Source organism: Snodgrassella communis (genome assembly GCF_914768045.1).
GTDB classification, from domain to species: domain Bacteria; phylum Pseudomonadota; class Gammaproteobacteria; order Burkholderiales; family Neisseriaceae; genus Snodgrassella; species Snodgrassella communis.
Window position 1 is genome coordinate 68,907 of the sequence record NZ_CAJZCD010000005.1, and the last position, 17,588, is coordinate 86,494.

A 17,588-nucleotide genomic window follows, 5' to 3' on the forward strand; every position below is an offset into this window, starting at 1 on the left:
TTAATTACTATTATAACTAACCTACGACTGGGACAATCAAAAAACACTCCTAAGAGTGGTTGATTGCGTAACAGAATCAAATTCTAAAACAAGTTATCAAGCGATTTTGCCTCGCTCTTGCCTTTATCCTCATCTAATTTTTTCAAGTCGCTATCTTTTCTAGGGTGCCTTTCAATTACTTCTTCCTGAATGGTATTGGGAGGAGGGAGATTAATCGGTGCTTCAGATGTTTCTTTCTTGGAAGATTTGCTATCATGGTAGATAGAGTAGCCAATCAGTAAAAAACAAATGAAGAATATCCATTTTATTAACGTCCATAATGAAGATAAACAACCTTTTTTCTGAATCTCTTCGCTAGGATATGCATATCCTAAAATATCTGCTCGCAGTCTCTGATACTCAGAATCAGAAAGATTTCCATTTATATACAGCTTTTCAAGTTTTTCCAGTTGGTTTATCTTGCTAGCTTTCATATTCCCAGTCTCTTTCAGCTTTATTTTATTACGATAGGATAAGCCTGTTCCGGGAATGCCTAAATTTGTATATACACCTTTTCTGCCAATATTTAGACTGGCTCCACGCTTACCTATCGTTGCGCTAGTAATCCCTGTTTTGCCTACATTAATTCTTAACCAAGGAGCAAGCTTGAATGCTTTGCGATATCTCCATCCCATATCCTTTCATCCTTTGCGCCAAATAAATGCTATTCCGTGTCATTGACACTCCAAGTCAACACATTACTTGAATGATTAGTCTTTGTGCTTTTTGATTTCAGTACGGTAGAAATCATCAAGGCATTTTGAGGTTACTTTAGTGAAAGGCTTACCATATTCAAAGATTTCTGTAATTTTGCAATCGCCATCTTTTTGGCATTTAACCTGATAAGTGACAGAACGCTCTTCTAAGTCCCTTGTAGCACCTATTGTTACTTTAACCCTACCTGCGCTTGGTTCGGTAAATGTTAGTTTAGCAAATGGATTTAAATCTTGCCCCTGCCATAAAACATTATGGTCTATACAAGCCATATCCCCAGTTGCCTCTTGGTATTCATCATTTCTTGCATAGATTTTTTTAATATTGCTATCTAGATAATCCAAAAAGAAAGATTGATCAACATCGTTATAAATATTTAGATCGTTATCTTCTGTTATGCTTCCTTTTGCTAGAGATGCGTTTAATTCATACATCCCTTTTATGTACTGCACTTGAGGGCTTTCGGCAAAAACATTAAAACCGATGCACAACCCCAAAATAGCAAGTAATAATTTTTTCATATAACAAAACTTTCAAGTTAGTTAAATATATAATTGTTTATTTCCCAAATCGCGCGCTATCGATTGTGCACAGCACGGCTGTTGTGTGGTGCCCATTCGTAGCGTGCCATAATTTTGAGCAATTGATAGTTACATGCTTGCCTTTTGAGGCTAATAATTTGGCATATAATCTATCTGTACGCTCCTCCGCAGAGTAAAGTTGGATGAGCTTAACATTTTTCTCTGAATCATCTATATCATCTGTTAGATCATCGTCCATTACGCTGATTGGCTTATCCAAGCGGATTGCCGGCTGCCTCTCGCCTTTATATATTGGGTTTGGGTGTATGCTTCTCACAATATCCATTGTGCCAGTTAATTTTACTGGCTTGAAATAAGTTAACGGCGTGGAAGCGGCTGCAAATCCTGCGATTGGCAGCATAAGTGTTGAAACAATCAATTTCTTAATCATGTCATTGAGGTTCCTAGTTGATTAAACGTGTAGTTGTTTAATTCTTTCATTGCTGCTACAGCGTTACCGCTCACTGTACTTGATGAGGTCTTAACTTCAAACTTTTGTATATTAACATTAACTTGCTTACTATTGTCGTTATGAGTTACTGAGCCAGCACCCGCTAGTTGGTTTTGGGCAACACCTTTAGATATCCGATTTGCGTTATACGCCATTTCCATATTAGCTGTCTGCTTAAAATAGGCATCTCGTCTAGCATGTCCGTTTTTATATCTAGGGTCATTTTGTCGCCACCCAATGTAATTCTCTCCTAAAATATCATTCCCTTTTTCATATGCTATATCAGGGTTGTTCAAAAATTCCTTTTTGGTTTTGGAGTACGCTGAATTGCTGGATATTTCGGATAACATAAATTCAACCATTGTATCCAGTGATTCTTTTGATTTGGTCATTTCCCCATTTTTATACAATCCTTTAGAAGTTAATAAGGCAAGCAGTTTTTTTGCTCGACTACCTTGCCAAGAAATGAGCCCAACATTCATTGCTCCATTTTTCGGGTCGGTATGCGAGCCAAACAGCAAATCTGGATTAAATGAGTTTTCTCGACCAATCTCCGCTGTCATTATTCTCGCTTGCTGTACTGACATCCCATGCTCCCGCAGAGAGGCGTAAACTTGCTGGGCATAGTTCATATTCACTTTTGCTTGTGAAGCATTGGCAGCTTTTCTTTGGATCGTTGCCTCTGATGATTGCATACGTGCTATAACCGGCTTGATTTTCCCAGACTTTATTGCTGTAAAGTAAGCATCTGCAGGAGCTGCTGTGTTGCCTCTCTTATTTTGTTGAACATAATCTGATACCCAATATTCACCATTCCAAATGGCTACATGCCCGTACGGATGCCCAGGTATAGGAGGTATAGACATAACATCACCTATTTGCGGCGCATAATTTTCGCTATAAGCAACCTCCTGAAATTTACCTGTTTTAAGTAAGTTGCCTGCGACATCCTTGCCATGCCCCCAAGCTTTAATTCCTTGCGCGCGCAAGGCATTGTTAACATACAAGCCACAATTACTTGTGCTTTTAGCTTCCGCGTGCTTAGTAGCGTAGTCTGCGGCTGCCTGCGCCTTGTTTGCCCCGCTTGTTCTGACAGGCAAATTAGCATCAACAGGCTTCTCAATACCATTCTGCTCGTAGTAGTCCTTACCGCCATGCATTAATCTGTACGCGCTTTCACCAATAAAATCGGCAATATCTTCCTTTTTCTCGCCAGTTGCATCGGCAATAATACCTGTGGCGATATCGGAATAAGTGCCAATCATCTCTTTAGCCTGTTTTGCAGCACCGTCATAGTCGCCTCGGACTAATTTGCCGATAATTTCAGCATAGCCTTTCAGTGTGGGCATAAAGTTGTTTGATATAGCTGAGCACAGGTTACTGAAAGCAGTACGCAAGGTATCAACAGACATTTTTGAATCTTTGATGCCGGCTACAAATGACGACCAGTCAAACAGGGATTTGCCTCCCTCCGACCATGTTTTGTAATCGTCATAAAGTAAAACAAAAGCAGCACCCAAAGCGGTAATGGCAAGCGTAACTGGGCTGATGGCTGCGCCCAATAATCCAAACACGCGGATTAGCGGTGTAAATGGCGCGATAAAACCCAGTAATGCACGCCCAGCACTCAGCAAGGTAGGGATTAATAGCATCCCGATAACCACGGCTGCGACTTTAAATACGGCGGTAACTACTTTCTCGTGCTTTTGCAGGAATTCAAAGAAACCATTTACTACTTTAATTAAGCTGATCAGTATCGGTGTTAGGGCGTCGCCTATCATCTGCTTCATGCTTTGCCAGTGTGCATTTAGTATTGCCTGCTGCTTGGTTAGCTCTTTGCTGCGGGCGATTGCTTTGGCATCGGAATGATACATCTGTTTCTGGATATCTAGAATTTCCTGTAATTCTTTGCGTCCAGAAACTAATGCATTGATGGTGCCATCATCAAAGCCCATCTTTTTGCCGATTGTATAGGCTTGGTCTCTGGGCATTTTCTGGAACGCATCAGCCAAATCAAGCATGACATCGTCTAGCTGGCGAACCTTGCCGGCATTGTCTACAACATTAACGCCTAATGCATTAAAGTATGGCAACATGCTGGCATCACCAAACATAACCAGTCCATTCATGGCCTGCTTAATGCCGGTTAAAGATGCTGTCATACCCTCAGCCGACCCGCCAAAAGCACCGGCTGCATTGCGCCAGTCGGTAATGCTTCTGGTGTTCATGCCTAGCTGTCCAGACAGCTTCGATACTTCCATATTGGCGCGGGCGGCATCGTTAGCCAGTTTAAACAACCCTGTTGAGCCGATAATGATGGCAAAAAAGCCTGTCAGCTCCTTTGTTACTTTGGCAATTGCTTCTCCAAATTTAGCAGTCTGCTCAATGGCATTATGCTGTTTTTTGGCTAGCTCATCATTCGCTTTTTCGGACTTTTTGGACGCTTTTTCGGTGTCGGTTAGGGACTTTTCAAGCTCCTTGTTTTTCTTTACCGCTTTCTCTGCTTCTGTTGCGAATTTAGAGGCGTCAAACCCCAGCTCGATAAGCATCTGCTCAACTACATTCGTTGCCATATTTCTGTACCAGTTGTTTGTTGTATTCGGTAACCTGATGCACTTCCAGAATGTTTAGTGCGTCTTCAAGGCTTAATACGGTGTCCAGTTCAATATAAGAAGCCAGCCCGGACATGATGACCTGACTGGCTATATTTGATACGTTGACTGTTCTGGCTAATACGCCATCCCTGAATGGCAGCCCCGCCGCTATTTGCTCATATCTGGGGAACTGCCGTCGGTTAAAAAATCCAGATGCAGGATTAAGGCTTCTTTGCGCAGGGTGAACAATGTTTTTAAGTCTTCGATGTCGCCACCATCATCATTCAACACCAGCTCACGAGGTACGCCACCTGACGGGATAATCTCAATACAGGTTAGTAATTCATTCATCAGCTCGTTGCCGATAACTGGGTCGATATTACCCAAAGCCTGCAATGCGAATCTGGCCATACCTAACATGCCCTCGCTTGGGTCTATGGCTCCTGGGCTATCAATACCGCTCTTGGCTAGTGCAAATAATGCCTGTTGCGCCCATCTGTCTGCCTGAAGTAAGGGCATTTCGGTAATCTGGAATGTTTTGCCTGCGTCACGGCCTGAATCGATTGTGACTACTTTAGTTTTGCGTGCCATTAGTTAATATCCTCTCCACCATTTAAAACTAATCTGAATTTGTACTGATTACCCGCCAGCAGTTTTTGCCCTGATACGCCACCGCTTAGGCTGATTAATGCGCCTGTGGCACTGTAGCGTTTCTTTACTGCTTTAATTTCCACAACGATGTCAATCGGGCGCGTTTCCATGTTGGCATTAAAATCCTTACGGATATTTTCCAGAATAGCGATGGATGGGCTATTGGCTTCAAGATGCAGCGTCCATTCAACTTCATGCGGGGTGTAGCCGATTGATTGCTGCCCATCGACGCCCATGCGAGATTCGCCGATGTTGGCGTCACCAAATCCCCATGCATTATCAGCCTGAAAGCCTTTTAGGGTTATGTAATTGTCGTAAACTCCTTGGCAGCGCAGCATTAACACGGAATTGGCTGCGGTGATTGTTAACGGATTATGTCCCATTGGCATGATTTATATCCTTTTGCTTAAGCTGTTTGTTTGAAAAGGTCGAGCTGGTTAATTGCCGCCAGTTGCATTTCAAGTTGGCGTTTTTCTAGTTTGCGCTGATATAAGGCTTTACCTGCTGCGCTGCCACGCGCCTCAGATTCAGCCTGCCGCTTTTTTAGCAGCTCCATTTCCTGCAAGATTTTTTCACGATTGACAATGCCGGTAGTCCAGTACTGCCACAGCACGTCGTCGCATTCTTCCTGATAACGAATGATGGTTTGCTTTTTGTGCGGCGCAACTTTGTCGGGGTTAATAGTCATCATCCAACCAAAGAGTTTTCTCAATGGCAAACACAGCATTTTGTAGTTTTTGCCGTCTTTCCCAGTTGTTGCGATCTCCACAACAACTGAAATAAATCTTTGTTTTATCTTCGCAAATTGACTAGCCCAGTTCAATCCCATACCATCAACCACTGTGCGCATGGCTACATAAGGGTCACCATTGTGGTTAATCACCATGATTTCTGAGCCAAGAAAATTTACATTTAAATATTCCATATATATCTCCGGAGGGATAAATAAAAACCCGTACAGTTTGCACGGGCTTTTAGGGTGTTTTTGAGGAAGTTCCCCAATTTGAATTAAGGGTTATTGCACGTTGATGGAAGCCAGATTGACGGTATGAACACTGCCGCCGTCGGTGTACCAAAGCTTTAATGGCAAAGAACCGCGATTGCCGCGCACCTGTGCCGTGGCCTGTTGAATCAGTAAGCAATAGCCAGTTGTTTCAATCTGGCGCGCAGCATCAAAACCTGCCTCATAATTAATCTGCGCCTTTTGCGCCTCAGACAGGTTTACACCACGTTGAATGCCACCAAAGTTAATCATTTCTTTAATCGGGTCTTCGGCAGCAGCGCGGTGAATGGCGACACCCTCTGGGTTGTATGGAATAGCCTTGTAACTAATCAGCATGTTCATAAAGGCCAATTGCAATTGGGCGTTGAAGTAAACCTGATTCAGGTAAGTATCTACCCAAGCAAAATCGCCGCTTACTCTGGTATTGCGGAAGAAGATAAAGCGATCGTTTGCTGTAGCCCATGCGCCGTAATAGGCGTAACCATTGCTTTCCAGTGCTGTTACGTCCTTTAATGCGGTAATGGAAGCAGCGATGCCGCTCTGGCGTTTAAACTCCATAGTGGCACGGCCGTTCATTTCGCTAAAATTAATTGAAGCAGCGTAGCCACAAGCCAAGCCGGCCTGTTCCAGTGTGCCGTAAATCGCTGTAGTTCCGGAGATAGCGTTTTCTTTCAACCAGGAGGCAAAGCAGTTGGTGTTGTTGGCAATCAGTGCGGTTGGTTCCTGTGCATAGTACACAAACCAGTAGCGTGAATTCTGCTTGCTGTTCCACTTGGCAAGGGCTTTCTGGGCATCAAGGCCAAACGTATTACCAATAGTGGTAATGACAGCATAATTCAGGGTGTAGCCTGATACCCGTTCCATAACTGAATCAGGACTGTCTGCTAGTGTGGCATTGTCTGCAATTGCGCCGGTGCTTTCGGTAAGCTTTAATGCCTCTGCTGCTGCGCCTGTAGCAAATGAAATGGCTGAATTAGCCCCTTTGCTGCGGGAGCTGATAATAAAAGCCTGTAACTGGGTATCAAAGGTTACGTCATGAGTTAATGCGCTGCTGATTTTTACTGCGGCATCGCTAAAACTGGTAACGCCGGTTAAATCCACTGTGGCACTTACTGCCGTGCCGTCAATGGTTAAAGCCAGTTCGCCTTTTACGGTTTGCAATTCGTCCAACTGCATTGTCTTGACACTAGCACCGATTAATCGTGCGCTTGTATCTTCTTTGTTGTAACGGGCAATAAACAAGGCTGACGGCTTAATGGTTGAGCCAGCATAACCATCAAAATAGCACTGAGCAAATTTATACTGGTCGCTTTTATAGCCGTATACACTGCCTACATCTGCCGCACTGGCATACTGGTTAATCGGATAAATACTGTTGTCGGTTAAAACAACTGTATTTAAGCTCAAGGCTGTGCCGCCAGCACTGATAACCGCTGGGTTAACGCGTACTATATTACTTGCTGGAATAGACGGTAACATAATGTTTCCTATGGGTTTAATAAATTAATAACTGGCATATCCAGATAGGTCTGTTCATGCTCAAATTCAGGGTTGTATTGCAGGGTTAATTCAACCATCCACCGCTGTTCATATCTTGATTGCTCATTAATAAAGGTCATTTGCATTGGGTCTTTAGCGTAAAGCGGCTGGCAGGAGGAAAGACGGGCGGTGGTATAGTGGTTCTTCCACAGGTTGCATAGCTTTCGCGCCCTATCTCCCGACTCTTCGCCGTAGAAATCTATCTGCATGGTGATTTCTACTGATTGCTGGACGACTGCTTTGTCTTCGACTGGTTCGTAATAGTTGGCAGCAACATCAAGGCTATGCTCAAATAAGATAGTCATCACAATGGCGTTATTCGGTAGCGGCGCATCATTCTGATAACCCTGAATAACTGAGCTTGGCAGGCAAGAAAAAAGCCCGAGCAAATAAGCCCGGACTTCTCGGTAAATCTGGTTATGTGTCACTGTCGCCATAGCAGCACCTTGCACCACGTCGCATACGATTCAACCACTTGTTTAACCACCCAATCAGATGGCTCATCCTCTCCATAAGCCGTAAACATAACGTGTTCAGCACCTTTGCCTTGCGAACGTCTTATCGCTGATATCTGCCCTGTTATGTAGGCATACATAAACTGCCCTTGCTGATTAATCAGATTAAGGTGTTCAAGGTCGGCAGTTGATATGCTTTGTGGCTGTATGGTGATTGGTTGTTCGGTAAAACTAGGGACAACCTTGCCGGAATCGTCCACGTCTGAGCCGGTGCTAATCTTTAACACAGCCTGCCGGTTCGGATTAACGCCAGCAATAATACTATTAGCCATTCCTCTAAGATTCATCATCGCCTGATACCTCCACACCGATTGCGCGCGCCATCTGCATGGTGTCGCGTAAAGGGGCATCGCTCCCTTTCTTGGCAATTGTTGATTTCGAATTGGGCGGGTCTTTCCATGTATTTATCGACTCAACTAAATCACCTTTAATCATTTCGCCGGTTAGCCTCAATGCTTTCGCTGCACTGTTTTGTTCAAGCAATTTGGGTGCACCATTCATCCACTTAGCTTTGTTTTGCCGGATAGTGGTACGAAAAAATGGGCGCGCGGGAATGTTGATTGTATGCGCTGGCACTGTATGCGTAGTAGCAAAATTAGCCTTGTTTCGCTTGACAAAACGACCATTACGCCGGAAATCGCCTGTTTTTTCATTAATCAGCCGGTAGATGGTTACTTGATGCTCTGGCACATGCACCTGTGCACCATACTCATTCCAGTAAGCTACTTGTGCGACATATAACGGTTCCCCGTCTGCTTTCGCATAGGTTGCTTTCTCAAATATTCCTACGCGCACCTTTTTGCCATTACAGGCTGCATATTTTCGTAGTGCATCAGCCAAGCTACCTGTCTTCTTCATGCTATCTCCTGACTGGCATGGCAATGTTGGTGACGACGTATAGGAACGAGCGGTATTTGGCCGTTAATGCCCAATACTTAGCCCCGTACGGCGTCTGCTGATACCATTTATCCGACAGCGTTGCTTGTCCATTGTCCAATGACACAGAAACACTACCCTCAGACGCACTTGCAACCCGACCAACCGCTTCATTCCCACCATCAATGCGCTGCTGTAATACTGCAAAATGCGCCACTAGCAGGAATAATAAAACCTCGCGCTCGGCAAGGCTTTTAACGCAGCTTTGTTCGGTGTTATTAAGCAGCATAGTGGCTTCAACAAAATACATACTTAATTGCGCATCTGTGGCCTTAAGGCTTGGGTAGATATCCCTGAATTTATTAACATTAAACTCAACAACGCCACTCATAGATGCACCTTATTTCACTTCGTCGTTTTTCGGCTGTTCCAGTGGCTCGGTTCCAGACTTAGTTTTAGTTTTTTCGCCCGCCTCGGCTTTGACATCCTTTTTATTTGAATGTGCAAACACAAAGCCATTTTTGACTAAATCGCGGTCTTTATTTTCTTTCAGCCACGCCGCCCATAAATCAGCCGGCACATCTTCTGTAATGCCGTGCCCGCCTATTACAACAGATGAGTTATATCCCTTAATAACATGAGAGACATCCCCCACTTGCATAAAAAAACCATTTGGCAACTTGCAGCCGATTGCAACAGTTTGATTGCTCATTTTAAACTCCCAAAATAAAACCGCCCGGGGGCGGTTATGTATGACAAATAATGCTCACGATACCAACATACTGGCAATAAACAGCGGACGATAAATAACCGCGCCAAGCGTTCCTTGTGAACGTTTTTGTTCCTGCCCAGATAGTCCTTGAATAAGCGGGTGAACGCGCATTTTTTCAGTAAACGCCAGCTCAACAGTCGGCTGCCCCTCGTAGTCATTAACAACTAACTGTACGTGCTCACCTGCGGCGGTAGCGTACTCAGGTACGGTGACAACTTTCAGATTCGGGAAGTTCTTGCCAATCTGGTCGGAAACGTTGACGTTATACTGATTCGTTTTCGTTAACTGCGCATCCATGGCTGGGGAAACAATTAGCGTCATGGCTGTAGAACGATCAATTAAACCCCCTGTTTGTTTTACTAGCTGATTGAATAGCTTCTGAATGGAGTCATAAACCCCTTGCCCATCTTTGGCTGCCCATGCTGTATCAGTGATTGCCGGCAATAAACTGGGGTCATTCAGCATGCCATAGTTTTGCAAACCAGCGATGCCGTAAATATAGCTCTTATTTTGAAATTTATTCAACGTTAGCGCGGCGGCAATCTGTTTCCGGCTAGCCCAATCAAATCGAGCTTGGCCAGCAATAGCCATCTCACGTTCACCTATGCGGATAATCGTCTGGTAGTGGTATGGCTGACGTGATGGATAGTTAACGTTCACGTCGCTCATGGCATTTTCATTAAAATCACCATAACTGGACACTTCGCCAACGCTTTCGATGACAGGAAATTGAATTGCAGTCGATGTCCAATCACCTTTTTTGGTTTCGCCGAAAACAGTCGCCATCTTCATCGGTTCGACCAGAATTTCTATAACTTTTGGGTCGACAAAAGTTGTAAATAACGCTGGAATTGCACCGTTGGCCGTTGTAATCAATGGCGAAGCATCCATTGCGATTTGGCTTCTGGCTTGTGAATTCAACTCAACGGGATTATGCCCTGTCATAAACACTACACCAGCGCGCTGAGCCAGTGCATCAAAATTCAATTTTGGCATTATGCCCTCCTGTTATTTAGTAATCTTAGCCAAAGAACCAGCCGTAGCATTAGAAGCAACGACAAAACCAGTATCTACCGTATCTGCTGGCGCGGTAGCCGCTGCGGTAACAGTGCCATCCGCAGTGCTGGCAAACACCTTTTGTCCAATCTCCGCCCCGCCTTGGAAGCGCGCCCAGAAGTCACCTTTGTCATACAGTGTGACAATAAAGCCAGCCGGAATGCGCATGCTTGATTCTGCGAGATACTGGCTAATCAAAGCAGTGTTGTCACGCCGAACAAATCCCAAAATACCATTTTGGACTTGCTTATTTGATACCAGCCCTGTAGTGGCATTCGCCCACGCGAACACCCCAATAGTTACGCCATCAGCTCCTGCTTTAAGCGCGCCCTCGCCAGCCAGTACGGTGTGATATGGATTGGTTGATGCAAAATCACCCTCAACACCAACTGGCAAATCACGATTTAATGTTTTTTGAAAACTCATATTTGTATTCCTTATCCTTACCGAAAACGCGCAGTCAGCTCATCAGGTTCACCAAAAGCAGCTGCGTCCATTGCCATTGCAGCCGGTTTTGACTGCTTGCTGATGAGGTCAACCATTGATTTATAGGCACTCGGGTGTACGCCTTTGGTATTAACGCCTTTCTGCTGTAAAGCGTATTTATAAACAGCTTCGGCACTGTCCATTGCTACTGCCACCACGCCAACCAAAGGCTTAACGTCTTCACGCGCCTGCCACAGCGCATTGATGCGGGCTACTGCGGCAGCCTCGATAGCGTCTGCATCCATAGCTGGCTTGTTTTTTTCGCCATCATCTGGCTCTTCGTCCTCCGCTTTCTTCTCTTCATCCGTAGAATCTTCGTCTTCCGCCGTTTTTTCTAATTCGTCTTCATCCTCAGTCACTTCAGTTACATCTTCATCTTCAGCTTCTGAGGATTGTGGCAGCACATTATCTGTCACGGTTTTAATAACACCCTCTACAATATCCGACGTGATATCGCCGTCCATTGCAACAATTGGTCTCAATTTGGCTGCTATAGCCTCAATTGCACCTTTTTTAAGCTTCATAGAACTCTCCATAAGTTCGATTGGTAAACCATCTGAAATAATCGCATCTCTACCGATGCGCCCACGCTCTACAAGTGCCACATGGTTGCCGTGTATATTCCGCATAACGCCGTCATAGCCTTGCCCATTAAACTCACCCGGGGTCATGTCGGCAGTGTAGGCATACCCAGCCGATAGCTCTTGTAACTTCCCGCTTTCGATTAGTTCGATTGCGTCCTTGTCAAACACCCGAAGACTGGCATATACATCGTTTCCCTCCATATCGACATCTGTGCCAATACTGCCTACGGTTAAATCGTTATGTGGGTCGTCAGCACTAACCGGTGTGTGTTTGATTAAAAGTTGAACCCCTTTAAACGACGAAAGAGCTTTTTCAAGCTCTTTTGGGTCGCGCAGTAGGTTGTATATCTTGTCTGGTTCTAGGCCTAAGCTTTCATAATTAGGCACTTCTCGGCCAAAATACGGATTAACCGATGCTTTGGTTATAATTGTTCGCTCAACAATCAAATGCCCATTGCCATCATATGAGCGCATGGATTTGTCCATCGCTATGGCTTTGTCCGTCATGTGTCAATTCCCTCAATAATGCTTTTGCTACAGCAGCGGCAGTTAATTAGCTCTCCCGGCTGAATCCACTTGCCATCTAGGTACATCCCTTTATCCACGTCAAATTCCTTGCCGTCTGCTGCCAGATGTGACGGCCTCGGCTTTTTCCCAGCGTGCGAATGCAACCAGATGGCTTTTGTAATCCCTAGCTCTTGCCGTTTAGCCTTTTCAATAACGGCGTGTGCTTTTGCGCCCTGGTCTCTTGCAATCAGTTCCGCCCGTCGTTTGGTAATGTCGTAAGCTTTGCTTAAATCTTTTGCCAGCGTGGATAGATCATAGCCATCGGTAACGCATTTCCAGACTTGACCCTGAACCTTATCTAAATATTGAGAACCAATAGATTTAATCAGTCCGACGTTGTTTTCCATAACCGCCTGTAGCGATTCTTTCTGAAAATCTGTAATTTGAAACCGCACAGTAAAACCAGCTTTACGCAAATGTGTTTTAAAGAGTGATTCGTAATTGGATACTGTGCGGTTTACAAACTGTAAAGCCAGTTGAGGAGCTAAATCTTCAAGCTTTTTCCCCCATCTGGAAATTAAATAATCAATAACATGAGCCACCCAATCAGCAATGCCGTCCATCGCTATTTTTTTCTGCTCAGCCTGCTTTTTAAACTCTTTTAAAAGTTCCGCATCTACATCAGATTTAATCTGCTGCACTACGGATACTAAAGCTTTTGAGTATGCTCGCTCGATACCTGCGTTTGGCCTAATCTCTGGTAGTGTCAGTGGTTTTTTCTTCTTTATCGGCATTGTTAAACAACTCCATTTCTGGCGATTCCGGAACATCTTCGACATCTATCCCGGAATAATCACCACTTTCATCTTTAGCCAATCGCTCGCGTATTTCCTCGGGAGCAAGCACACCATTCTGAACATACACCGCATCAGCATCGGCTTTAGTTTTAGTAATAGTGGCTTTCTGTTCATCATTCATTTGCTCAAGCGGGCTAAACTCAAACACAATCTGGTCATCAATCTCACCAAACAAGTCAAGCTGCACTAAATTTAGAATAGTCTCAATCTGCGGTCTTAAATGCGCTTCCTGCAGGGAGGCAATGTAGTCGTTGTATACTCGTATTTCACCCTCGCTATTGGCATTCAATCCGCTTGGTGTGATTCCAAGCAGCTTAACTAAAGGAGTATGGCTCGGCCCCGCCATCTGCTCTTGCGCTTTCTGCATTAAATTATCTAATGTAGATAGCGGTGTATTGAACTGGAAGAACTCTTCCGCGTTTTTATCCATCAGCATTAGATTTTGATTATTTCTAAGCTGTGAAAACATCTGCGAGCGCATAACCAGTTGCGCCATCCCCTCCTGTCCGCCCTCTAATAATATGTTTTGCATATCGGTTTTGAGGCCGGTGATTGAAAACGAATGGATTAAGTCAGACACACTGTCAACCGTGCGCTGCCACCGCTCCACATAGGGCTGCATCAGTTGCAGCATAGATACGCCGCTAAAGTTATATGCTGGCTTCAGCATATCCGGCACTGGGCGCATAATTAAAGTCATCAGTCGGTCAGCGTGAATTTCTTTGCCAAGCACAAACCATTTAGAGGGCACAAAAAAATCCGACTCAGTCGGATCAGTAGCGTTATACATGCTCGGCGTCGACCATATTGGCTCAATCAATCTGAACCCTTTAAGACATCCCTTGCTAAGAGAAGTACCATTCACCAGCAGCGGCAAGTCGGTTTGGTTTTCATGCCCTTTGATATCAATAAACAGTTGCGAACGGCCAAAAATCATTTCTGTCTCTATATGGCGACGCATCAGGTCACGGATACCCAACACCTTTATGCGCTGCTCAATCTCGCTAATTTTATCGGCGTAATCCTTATTGCTATCGCCTTTAATCTTAACCTCCCCCCATTCCCGCGTCATCTCGTTTGCGGTAGTTTCTGGGACGCTCCGATAATCGCTGGACTGAGCCATCCATGCCAGCTTTGGGTAGCCGGGGAATGAGCTGTAAAACTGAGGGTCTGAATTGGCAAACGCCGCCATACCTGCGCATGAATCCATAGCAATAGCCGGCTTTTTGCCTTGGGGCGTCACAAAATCGGGTATATCCGGCATTGTGTAACCCCGTGCTTTCTGTTTTTGCTCAGCTAACATCGCTAAAACCGCTGCCGATAATTCCGCGTTGCGTTTTCCAACCTTGAGTTTTTCAGCCTCCAGCCGATTAGCTTCCTCCTGTGCTGCAATTAGCCGTTCTTGCTGTTTGCGTTTTTTATTCCATTTCCACATATCAAAATCCACCTAAAACCGCAGGATTAATATTCAATCCGGTTTGAACTGGCGCAAACGCCATAATCAGCGCATCCGCACGGTTAGGAGAGGGAATGCCGCGCTTTTTCATATCTTTCTTACTCTCCACCTTAACCCGCCCATTCTGGTCATAATCAACCTGAGGGCGGCTTAATTCGGCTTTTAAGTAATCAATATCCTTGATGCCGCCATCCAGACTAATTAGCTCATCAGCAGGATATTTATCGCCATGTTCAACGGCGCGCCATGTTTTATAAAACCGGTCGCGAACAATCCACCATGCTTGCGCTTTGATATTGGCAAACATGTCCTTGTTCTTTTTGCCCGGCATGTACAGCGATTCAGGCTTGTAGACCTTGCCCCCCGCATTAAACCCTACCGTTTGAATGCGTCCTTTCTTGCGGCTAAACTGGGCTTTTACACCAGCGCCTACGCCAATACTGTCAAACACCACTTTATCAATATTGGCTTCTAATGCATCCTGATAGACTTTATCAGCAGAATAGATGACATCCTGCCCACGCCACTCGCTCATACTGAACACAATTGAGCCATGACGCCCTACAGTTGCATTAGCGTCCTCGCCCTCGTCAGCAACGTCAAACCCAAGCGTGCGTTTCCCTGCTGGCGTTAAATCAAGGCGGGTATGCGCATTAGTTGCAGCTTCAATCCATGCCGGCTTGATAATGGCCAGCTCGCTGTCTGCAACAGGTTCGCCTAGCCATTTATGCCTGTATAAGTCAGGGTCGTGCAGCCTATCTGCTTCCATCTCGTCTCTAAGGACTTCTGGGAAGTTGGGGTTATCATAGTAATTCGCTTTAATTACTACAGCATTAGATGGCGGGTTAACAACAAAACGCTGATATGTTTCATCAAGACGATTTTTTGGATTAAAGCTAACCCATATCTCACTGCCCGGCGTTCGGATTGTAGGCGTTAATGTATTCCACATGTCTGCCGTAATACTTGCCGCTTCCTCAATCCAGCAAATTCCCGCACCCTCAAGCGACTTAATTTTTGCAGGGTCATTCTTGATGCCAAAAAATATGAAGTTTGTGCCGGTACCGCGATGCACTATCGTTGACTTTAATACCTCGAACTCATCCGAATGCCCAAGCCGGATAATAGTGTCAGCTAATAATTTATGGACTGAATCGCCAATGGATAATTGCAACTCACGCACGCACGGAATAGTCGTCCTAGTTCTTCTAGCAACCTCAATAGCCATTTCTGCAAACACCCACGACTTACCTGAGCCACGGCCGCCATACGCCACCTTGTAACGCGCCGGCTTGGCAAATGCTGCGAAGTGTTTATTAATCATTAGGCTGCTCAAATATAGAACTAATAGGCCGCGTCTCTATTCTTACTTCACCAGACACAGAAGTCTTTTCATTAAACGCCTGAACAGTCACATGCTTCCCTAACAGTTCAAGATTTTTAACCTTGTCCGGCCACTTAATCTTTTTAAGAATGCTTTGGCCATCTTCCTTGTCCATCATCGTAAGCACATCCATGCCGCTTAATGTGATTCTCCATACCTTAGGCCATTGACTGATTGGTAATACAGAACCGTCAGCATTAAGAATGTCCGCAACATCCATCTGGTCAATCTCTACCAACCTGCTTAAGACATAATCAGCATCAATTTGGGTGCGCTCACATCGCGCCTGCTTTGCTTTGTTAAGCGCCGCCACAATTTCAGGTTTTCTCAAGTTTTCATGTCCAACTGAGCCTGCTGTTTTTTGGCTATATCCAGCCCTTATTGCTGCCTGTGTGGCGTTAAAATCAATTAGGTACTCTTCAACAAAACGTTGCTGCTTGTCAGTTAATCCGCACATGGCGGAGTTGTCTTTATCCGTCATAGCGAACTCCAATAAAAAAGCCCACACGCATATGCGGTGGACTTGTCTTAATTTAATACAGGATTAGTTATAGTCGTTACCATTAACCGCTCGTTTTTCATTCATTAGAGAATATATAAGTTCTGCTATGGCAGGAGCTTTAAGCATGTCGCCCAAAACCTGCACCAGATCATCTTTATCTAATACAGCTGTACCATATGATTGGCGACAACCGGCATCACGATCCTCTTTATACAAATATGATATGTGCCCAGGATAACCTCCATGATCTAGCGTGAACTCCACTAATGTTTCCTGTCTGCCTGTTTCTAAATTTTTTAATACAACCCAGAAATTTACAGAATTAACAGGAATTAGAAGAAACGCTTTTAATCTACCATTAGCGGCGTCCTCTATTTCGTCAGCCAGTCGTTCTACTATAGCTACGATTTCTTTATGCTCAGCCTCTTTTTTAGCTTTTTCTTCAAGGACGCCTAAAGCTGTTAAACAAACCTGCTTAAAATCTACGGTTTTAGTCATTCGTAATCTCCAATAAAAAACCAGCCATATAGGCTGGTTGTGAATAATGCTAAAGTTAATATTCCGCTTCTATACCCATCTCTATACAAAAAACCCCTTTCGCATGTGGATTATATACATCATCCAAAGGGGAATAGATTAACCTCAACTTAACATTTTGGAATGAGTGCTTATCAAGCCATCTTTCTAAGGATTTAATAACCTCTTTTCTAGAGGATAAGGCGTAATAATGCACACATATCTGGTAACACTCACGGCTCTTTTCTCCTACCTGCACATCAAAAGGGACTTCAGGGCGACCAGAATCACGTAATCTAACCCAATAGTATAAAGCATCAGGATTTTGTTCTAGGAAATTACATATTGCGCGTCCTAAGCAAAGGTTCTTATACTCAGTTTTTGCTTTCCTCGCGCGTCGATAATCGTCGGTGCACTTTGCCACACGAAAACTGTAACTCTCAAAGCTCATGCCTCACCCCATCTGCTCTAAAATGCATAATAAAAAACCCGCCTAGGGCGGGCT

At 44.6% G+C, this 17,588-nt stretch carries 23 protein-coding genes; all 23 read right to left on the minus strand.

The window, feature by feature from the left end; translation table 11 throughout:
• Positions 1 to 83: 83 nt before the first annotated feature.
• The 23 genes from MJ761_RS06405 to MJ761_RS06510 all read right to left on the minus strand — a co-directional run bounded on the left by MJ761_RS06405 (position 84) and on the right by MJ761_RS06510 (position 17,534).
• Positions 84 to 674 carry a DUF4236 domain-containing protein gene (locus tag MJ761_RS06405; protein WP_093092937.1) on the minus strand — a complete coding sequence of 197 codons (591 nt, stop codon included), beginning with the start codon at positions 672 to 674 and terminating at the stop codon, positions 84 to 86.
• Positions 675 to 749: 75 nt separating this feature from the next.
• Entirely contained in the window at positions 750 to 1,274 is a 525-nt protein-coding gene (locus tag MJ761_RS06410) for a hypothetical protein (protein ID WP_093092935.1), read from the minus strand.
• Positions 1,275 to 1,311: 37 nt separating this feature from the next.
• A complete protein-coding gene (locus MJ761_RS06415) occupies positions 1,312 to 1,725 on the minus strand; it encodes a DUF4431 domain-containing protein (protein WP_093092933.1) in 414 nt (137 codons plus the stop codon).
• Positions 1,722 to 4,358 (minus strand): phage tail tip lysozyme, encoded by a 2,637-nt coding sequence (locus tag MJ761_RS06420; RefSeq protein ID WP_093092931.1) that lies wholly within the window; start codon positions 4,356 to 4,358, stop codon positions 1,722 to 1,724. The genes MJ761_RS06415 and MJ761_RS06420 overlap by 4 nt, the downstream gene beginning before the upstream one ends.
• The gene (locus tag MJ761_RS10870; RefSeq protein ID WP_255356357.1) at positions 4,339 to 4,473 is read right to left on the minus strand and encodes a hypothetical protein; all 135 of its coding nucleotides are present in this window, start codon (positions 4,471 to 4,473) and stop codon (positions 4,339 to 4,341) included. Before MJ761_RS10870 ends, MJ761_RS06420 begins: the two co-directional genes overlap by 20 nt.
• 74 nt (positions 4,474 to 4,547) lie before the next feature.
• Positions 4,548 to 4,970, minus strand: a complete 423-nt coding sequence (locus MJ761_RS06425; protein WP_093092929.1) for a hypothetical protein — start codon at positions 4,968 to 4,970, stop codon at positions 4,548 to 4,550.
• Positions 4,970 to 5,419: a phage tail fiber protein gene (locus tag MJ761_RS06430; RefSeq protein ID WP_093092927.1), complete on the minus strand. Its 450-nt coding sequence runs from the start codon at positions 5,417 to 5,419 to the stop codon at positions 4,970 to 4,972. Before MJ761_RS06430 ends, MJ761_RS06425 begins: the two co-directional genes overlap by 1 nt.
• Before the next feature lie 17 nt (positions 5,420 to 5,436).
• Positions 5,437 to 5,955 carry a phage antirepressor N-terminal domain-containing protein gene (locus MJ761_RS06435; RefSeq protein WP_093092925.1) on the minus strand — a complete coding sequence of 173 codons (519 nt, stop codon included), beginning with the start codon at positions 5,953 to 5,955 and terminating at the stop codon, positions 5,437 to 5,439.
• A gap of 90 nt (positions 5,956 to 6,045) precedes the next feature.
• Positions 6,046 to 7,512, minus strand: a complete 1,467-nt coding sequence (locus MJ761_RS06440; protein ID WP_093092923.1) for a DUF3383 domain-containing protein — start codon at positions 7,510 to 7,512, stop codon at positions 6,046 to 6,048.
• 8 nt (positions 7,513 to 7,520) lie between these two features.
• Positions 7,521 to 8,009 (minus strand): phage neck terminator protein, encoded by a 489-nt coding sequence (locus MJ761_RS06445; RefSeq protein ID WP_093092921.1) that lies wholly within the window; start codon positions 8,007 to 8,009, stop codon positions 7,521 to 7,523.
• The gene (locus MJ761_RS06450; protein ID WP_239392884.1) at positions 7,997 to 8,377 is read right to left on the minus strand and encodes a hypothetical protein; all 381 of its coding nucleotides are present in this window, start codon (positions 8,375 to 8,377) and stop codon (positions 7,997 to 7,999) included. Before MJ761_RS06450 ends, MJ761_RS06445 begins: the two co-directional genes overlap by 13 nt.
• Positions 8,364 to 8,945 carry a hypothetical protein gene (locus MJ761_RS06455; protein ID WP_093092917.1) on the minus strand — a complete coding sequence of 194 codons (582 nt, stop codon included), beginning with the start codon at positions 8,943 to 8,945 and terminating at the stop codon, positions 8,364 to 8,366. Before MJ761_RS06455 ends, MJ761_RS06450 begins: the two co-directional genes overlap by 14 nt.
• A gap of 1 nt (position 8,946) precedes the next feature.
• Entirely contained in the window at positions 8,947 to 9,354 is a 408-nt protein-coding gene (locus MJ761_RS06460) for a DUF4054 domain-containing protein (protein ID WP_093092915.1), read from the minus strand.
• Between the two features lie 9 nt (positions 9,355 to 9,363).
• Positions 9,364 to 9,675: a hypothetical protein gene (locus MJ761_RS06465; protein ID WP_093092913.1), complete on the minus strand. Its 312-nt coding sequence runs from the start codon at positions 9,673 to 9,675 to the stop codon at positions 9,364 to 9,366.
• 54 nt (positions 9,676 to 9,729) lie between these two features.
• Positions 9,730 to 10,731: a DUF2184 domain-containing protein gene (locus MJ761_RS06470; protein ID WP_093092911.1), complete on the minus strand. Its 1,002-nt coding sequence runs from the start codon at positions 10,729 to 10,731 to the stop codon at positions 9,730 to 9,732.
• Positions 10,732 to 10,743: 12 nt separating this feature from the next.
• Positions 10,744 to 11,217 (minus strand): structural cement protein Gp24, encoded by a 474-nt coding sequence (locus MJ761_RS06475; protein ID WP_093092909.1) that lies wholly within the window; start codon positions 11,215 to 11,217, stop codon positions 10,744 to 10,746.
• A gap of 17 nt (positions 11,218 to 11,234) precedes the next feature.
• A complete protein-coding gene (locus tag MJ761_RS06480; RefSeq protein ID WP_093092907.1) occupies positions 11,235 to 12,368 on the minus strand; it encodes a DUF2213 domain-containing protein in 1,134 nt (377 codons plus the stop codon).
• A complete protein-coding gene (locus tag MJ761_RS06485) occupies positions 12,365 to 13,162 on the minus strand; it encodes a phage head morphogenesis protein (protein WP_093092905.1) in 798 nt (265 codons plus the stop codon). The genes MJ761_RS06480 and MJ761_RS06485 overlap by 4 nt, the downstream gene beginning before the upstream one ends.
• Positions 13,119 to 14,660, minus strand: coding sequence for a DUF1073 domain-containing protein (locus tag MJ761_RS06490; protein WP_093092903.1), 1,542 nt, complete (start codon positions 14,658 to 14,660; stop codon positions 13,119 to 13,121). Before MJ761_RS06490 ends, MJ761_RS06485 begins: the two co-directional genes overlap by 44 nt.
• Before the next feature lies 1 nt (position 14,661).
• Positions 14,662 to 16,005, minus strand: a complete 1,344-nt coding sequence (locus MJ761_RS06495; RefSeq protein ID WP_093092901.1) for a PBSX family phage terminase large subunit — start codon at positions 16,003 to 16,005, stop codon at positions 14,662 to 14,664.
• Entirely contained in the window at positions 15,998 to 16,546 is a 549-nt protein-coding gene (locus tag MJ761_RS06500; RefSeq protein ID WP_218060224.1) for a terminase small subunit, read from the minus strand. The genes MJ761_RS06495 and MJ761_RS06500 overlap by 8 nt, the downstream gene beginning before the upstream one ends.
• A gap of 63 nt (positions 16,547 to 16,609) precedes the next feature.
• Positions 16,610 to 17,065 (minus strand): hypothetical protein, encoded by a 456-nt coding sequence (locus MJ761_RS06505; protein WP_093092899.1) that lies wholly within the window; start codon positions 17,063 to 17,065, stop codon positions 16,610 to 16,612.
• 55 nt (positions 17,066 to 17,120) lie between these two features.
• Positions 17,121 to 17,534, minus strand: a complete 414-nt coding sequence (locus tag MJ761_RS06510) for a hypothetical protein (protein WP_093092897.1) — start codon at positions 17,532 to 17,534, stop codon at positions 17,121 to 17,123.
• Positions 17,535 to 17,588 lie beyond the last annotated feature (54 nt).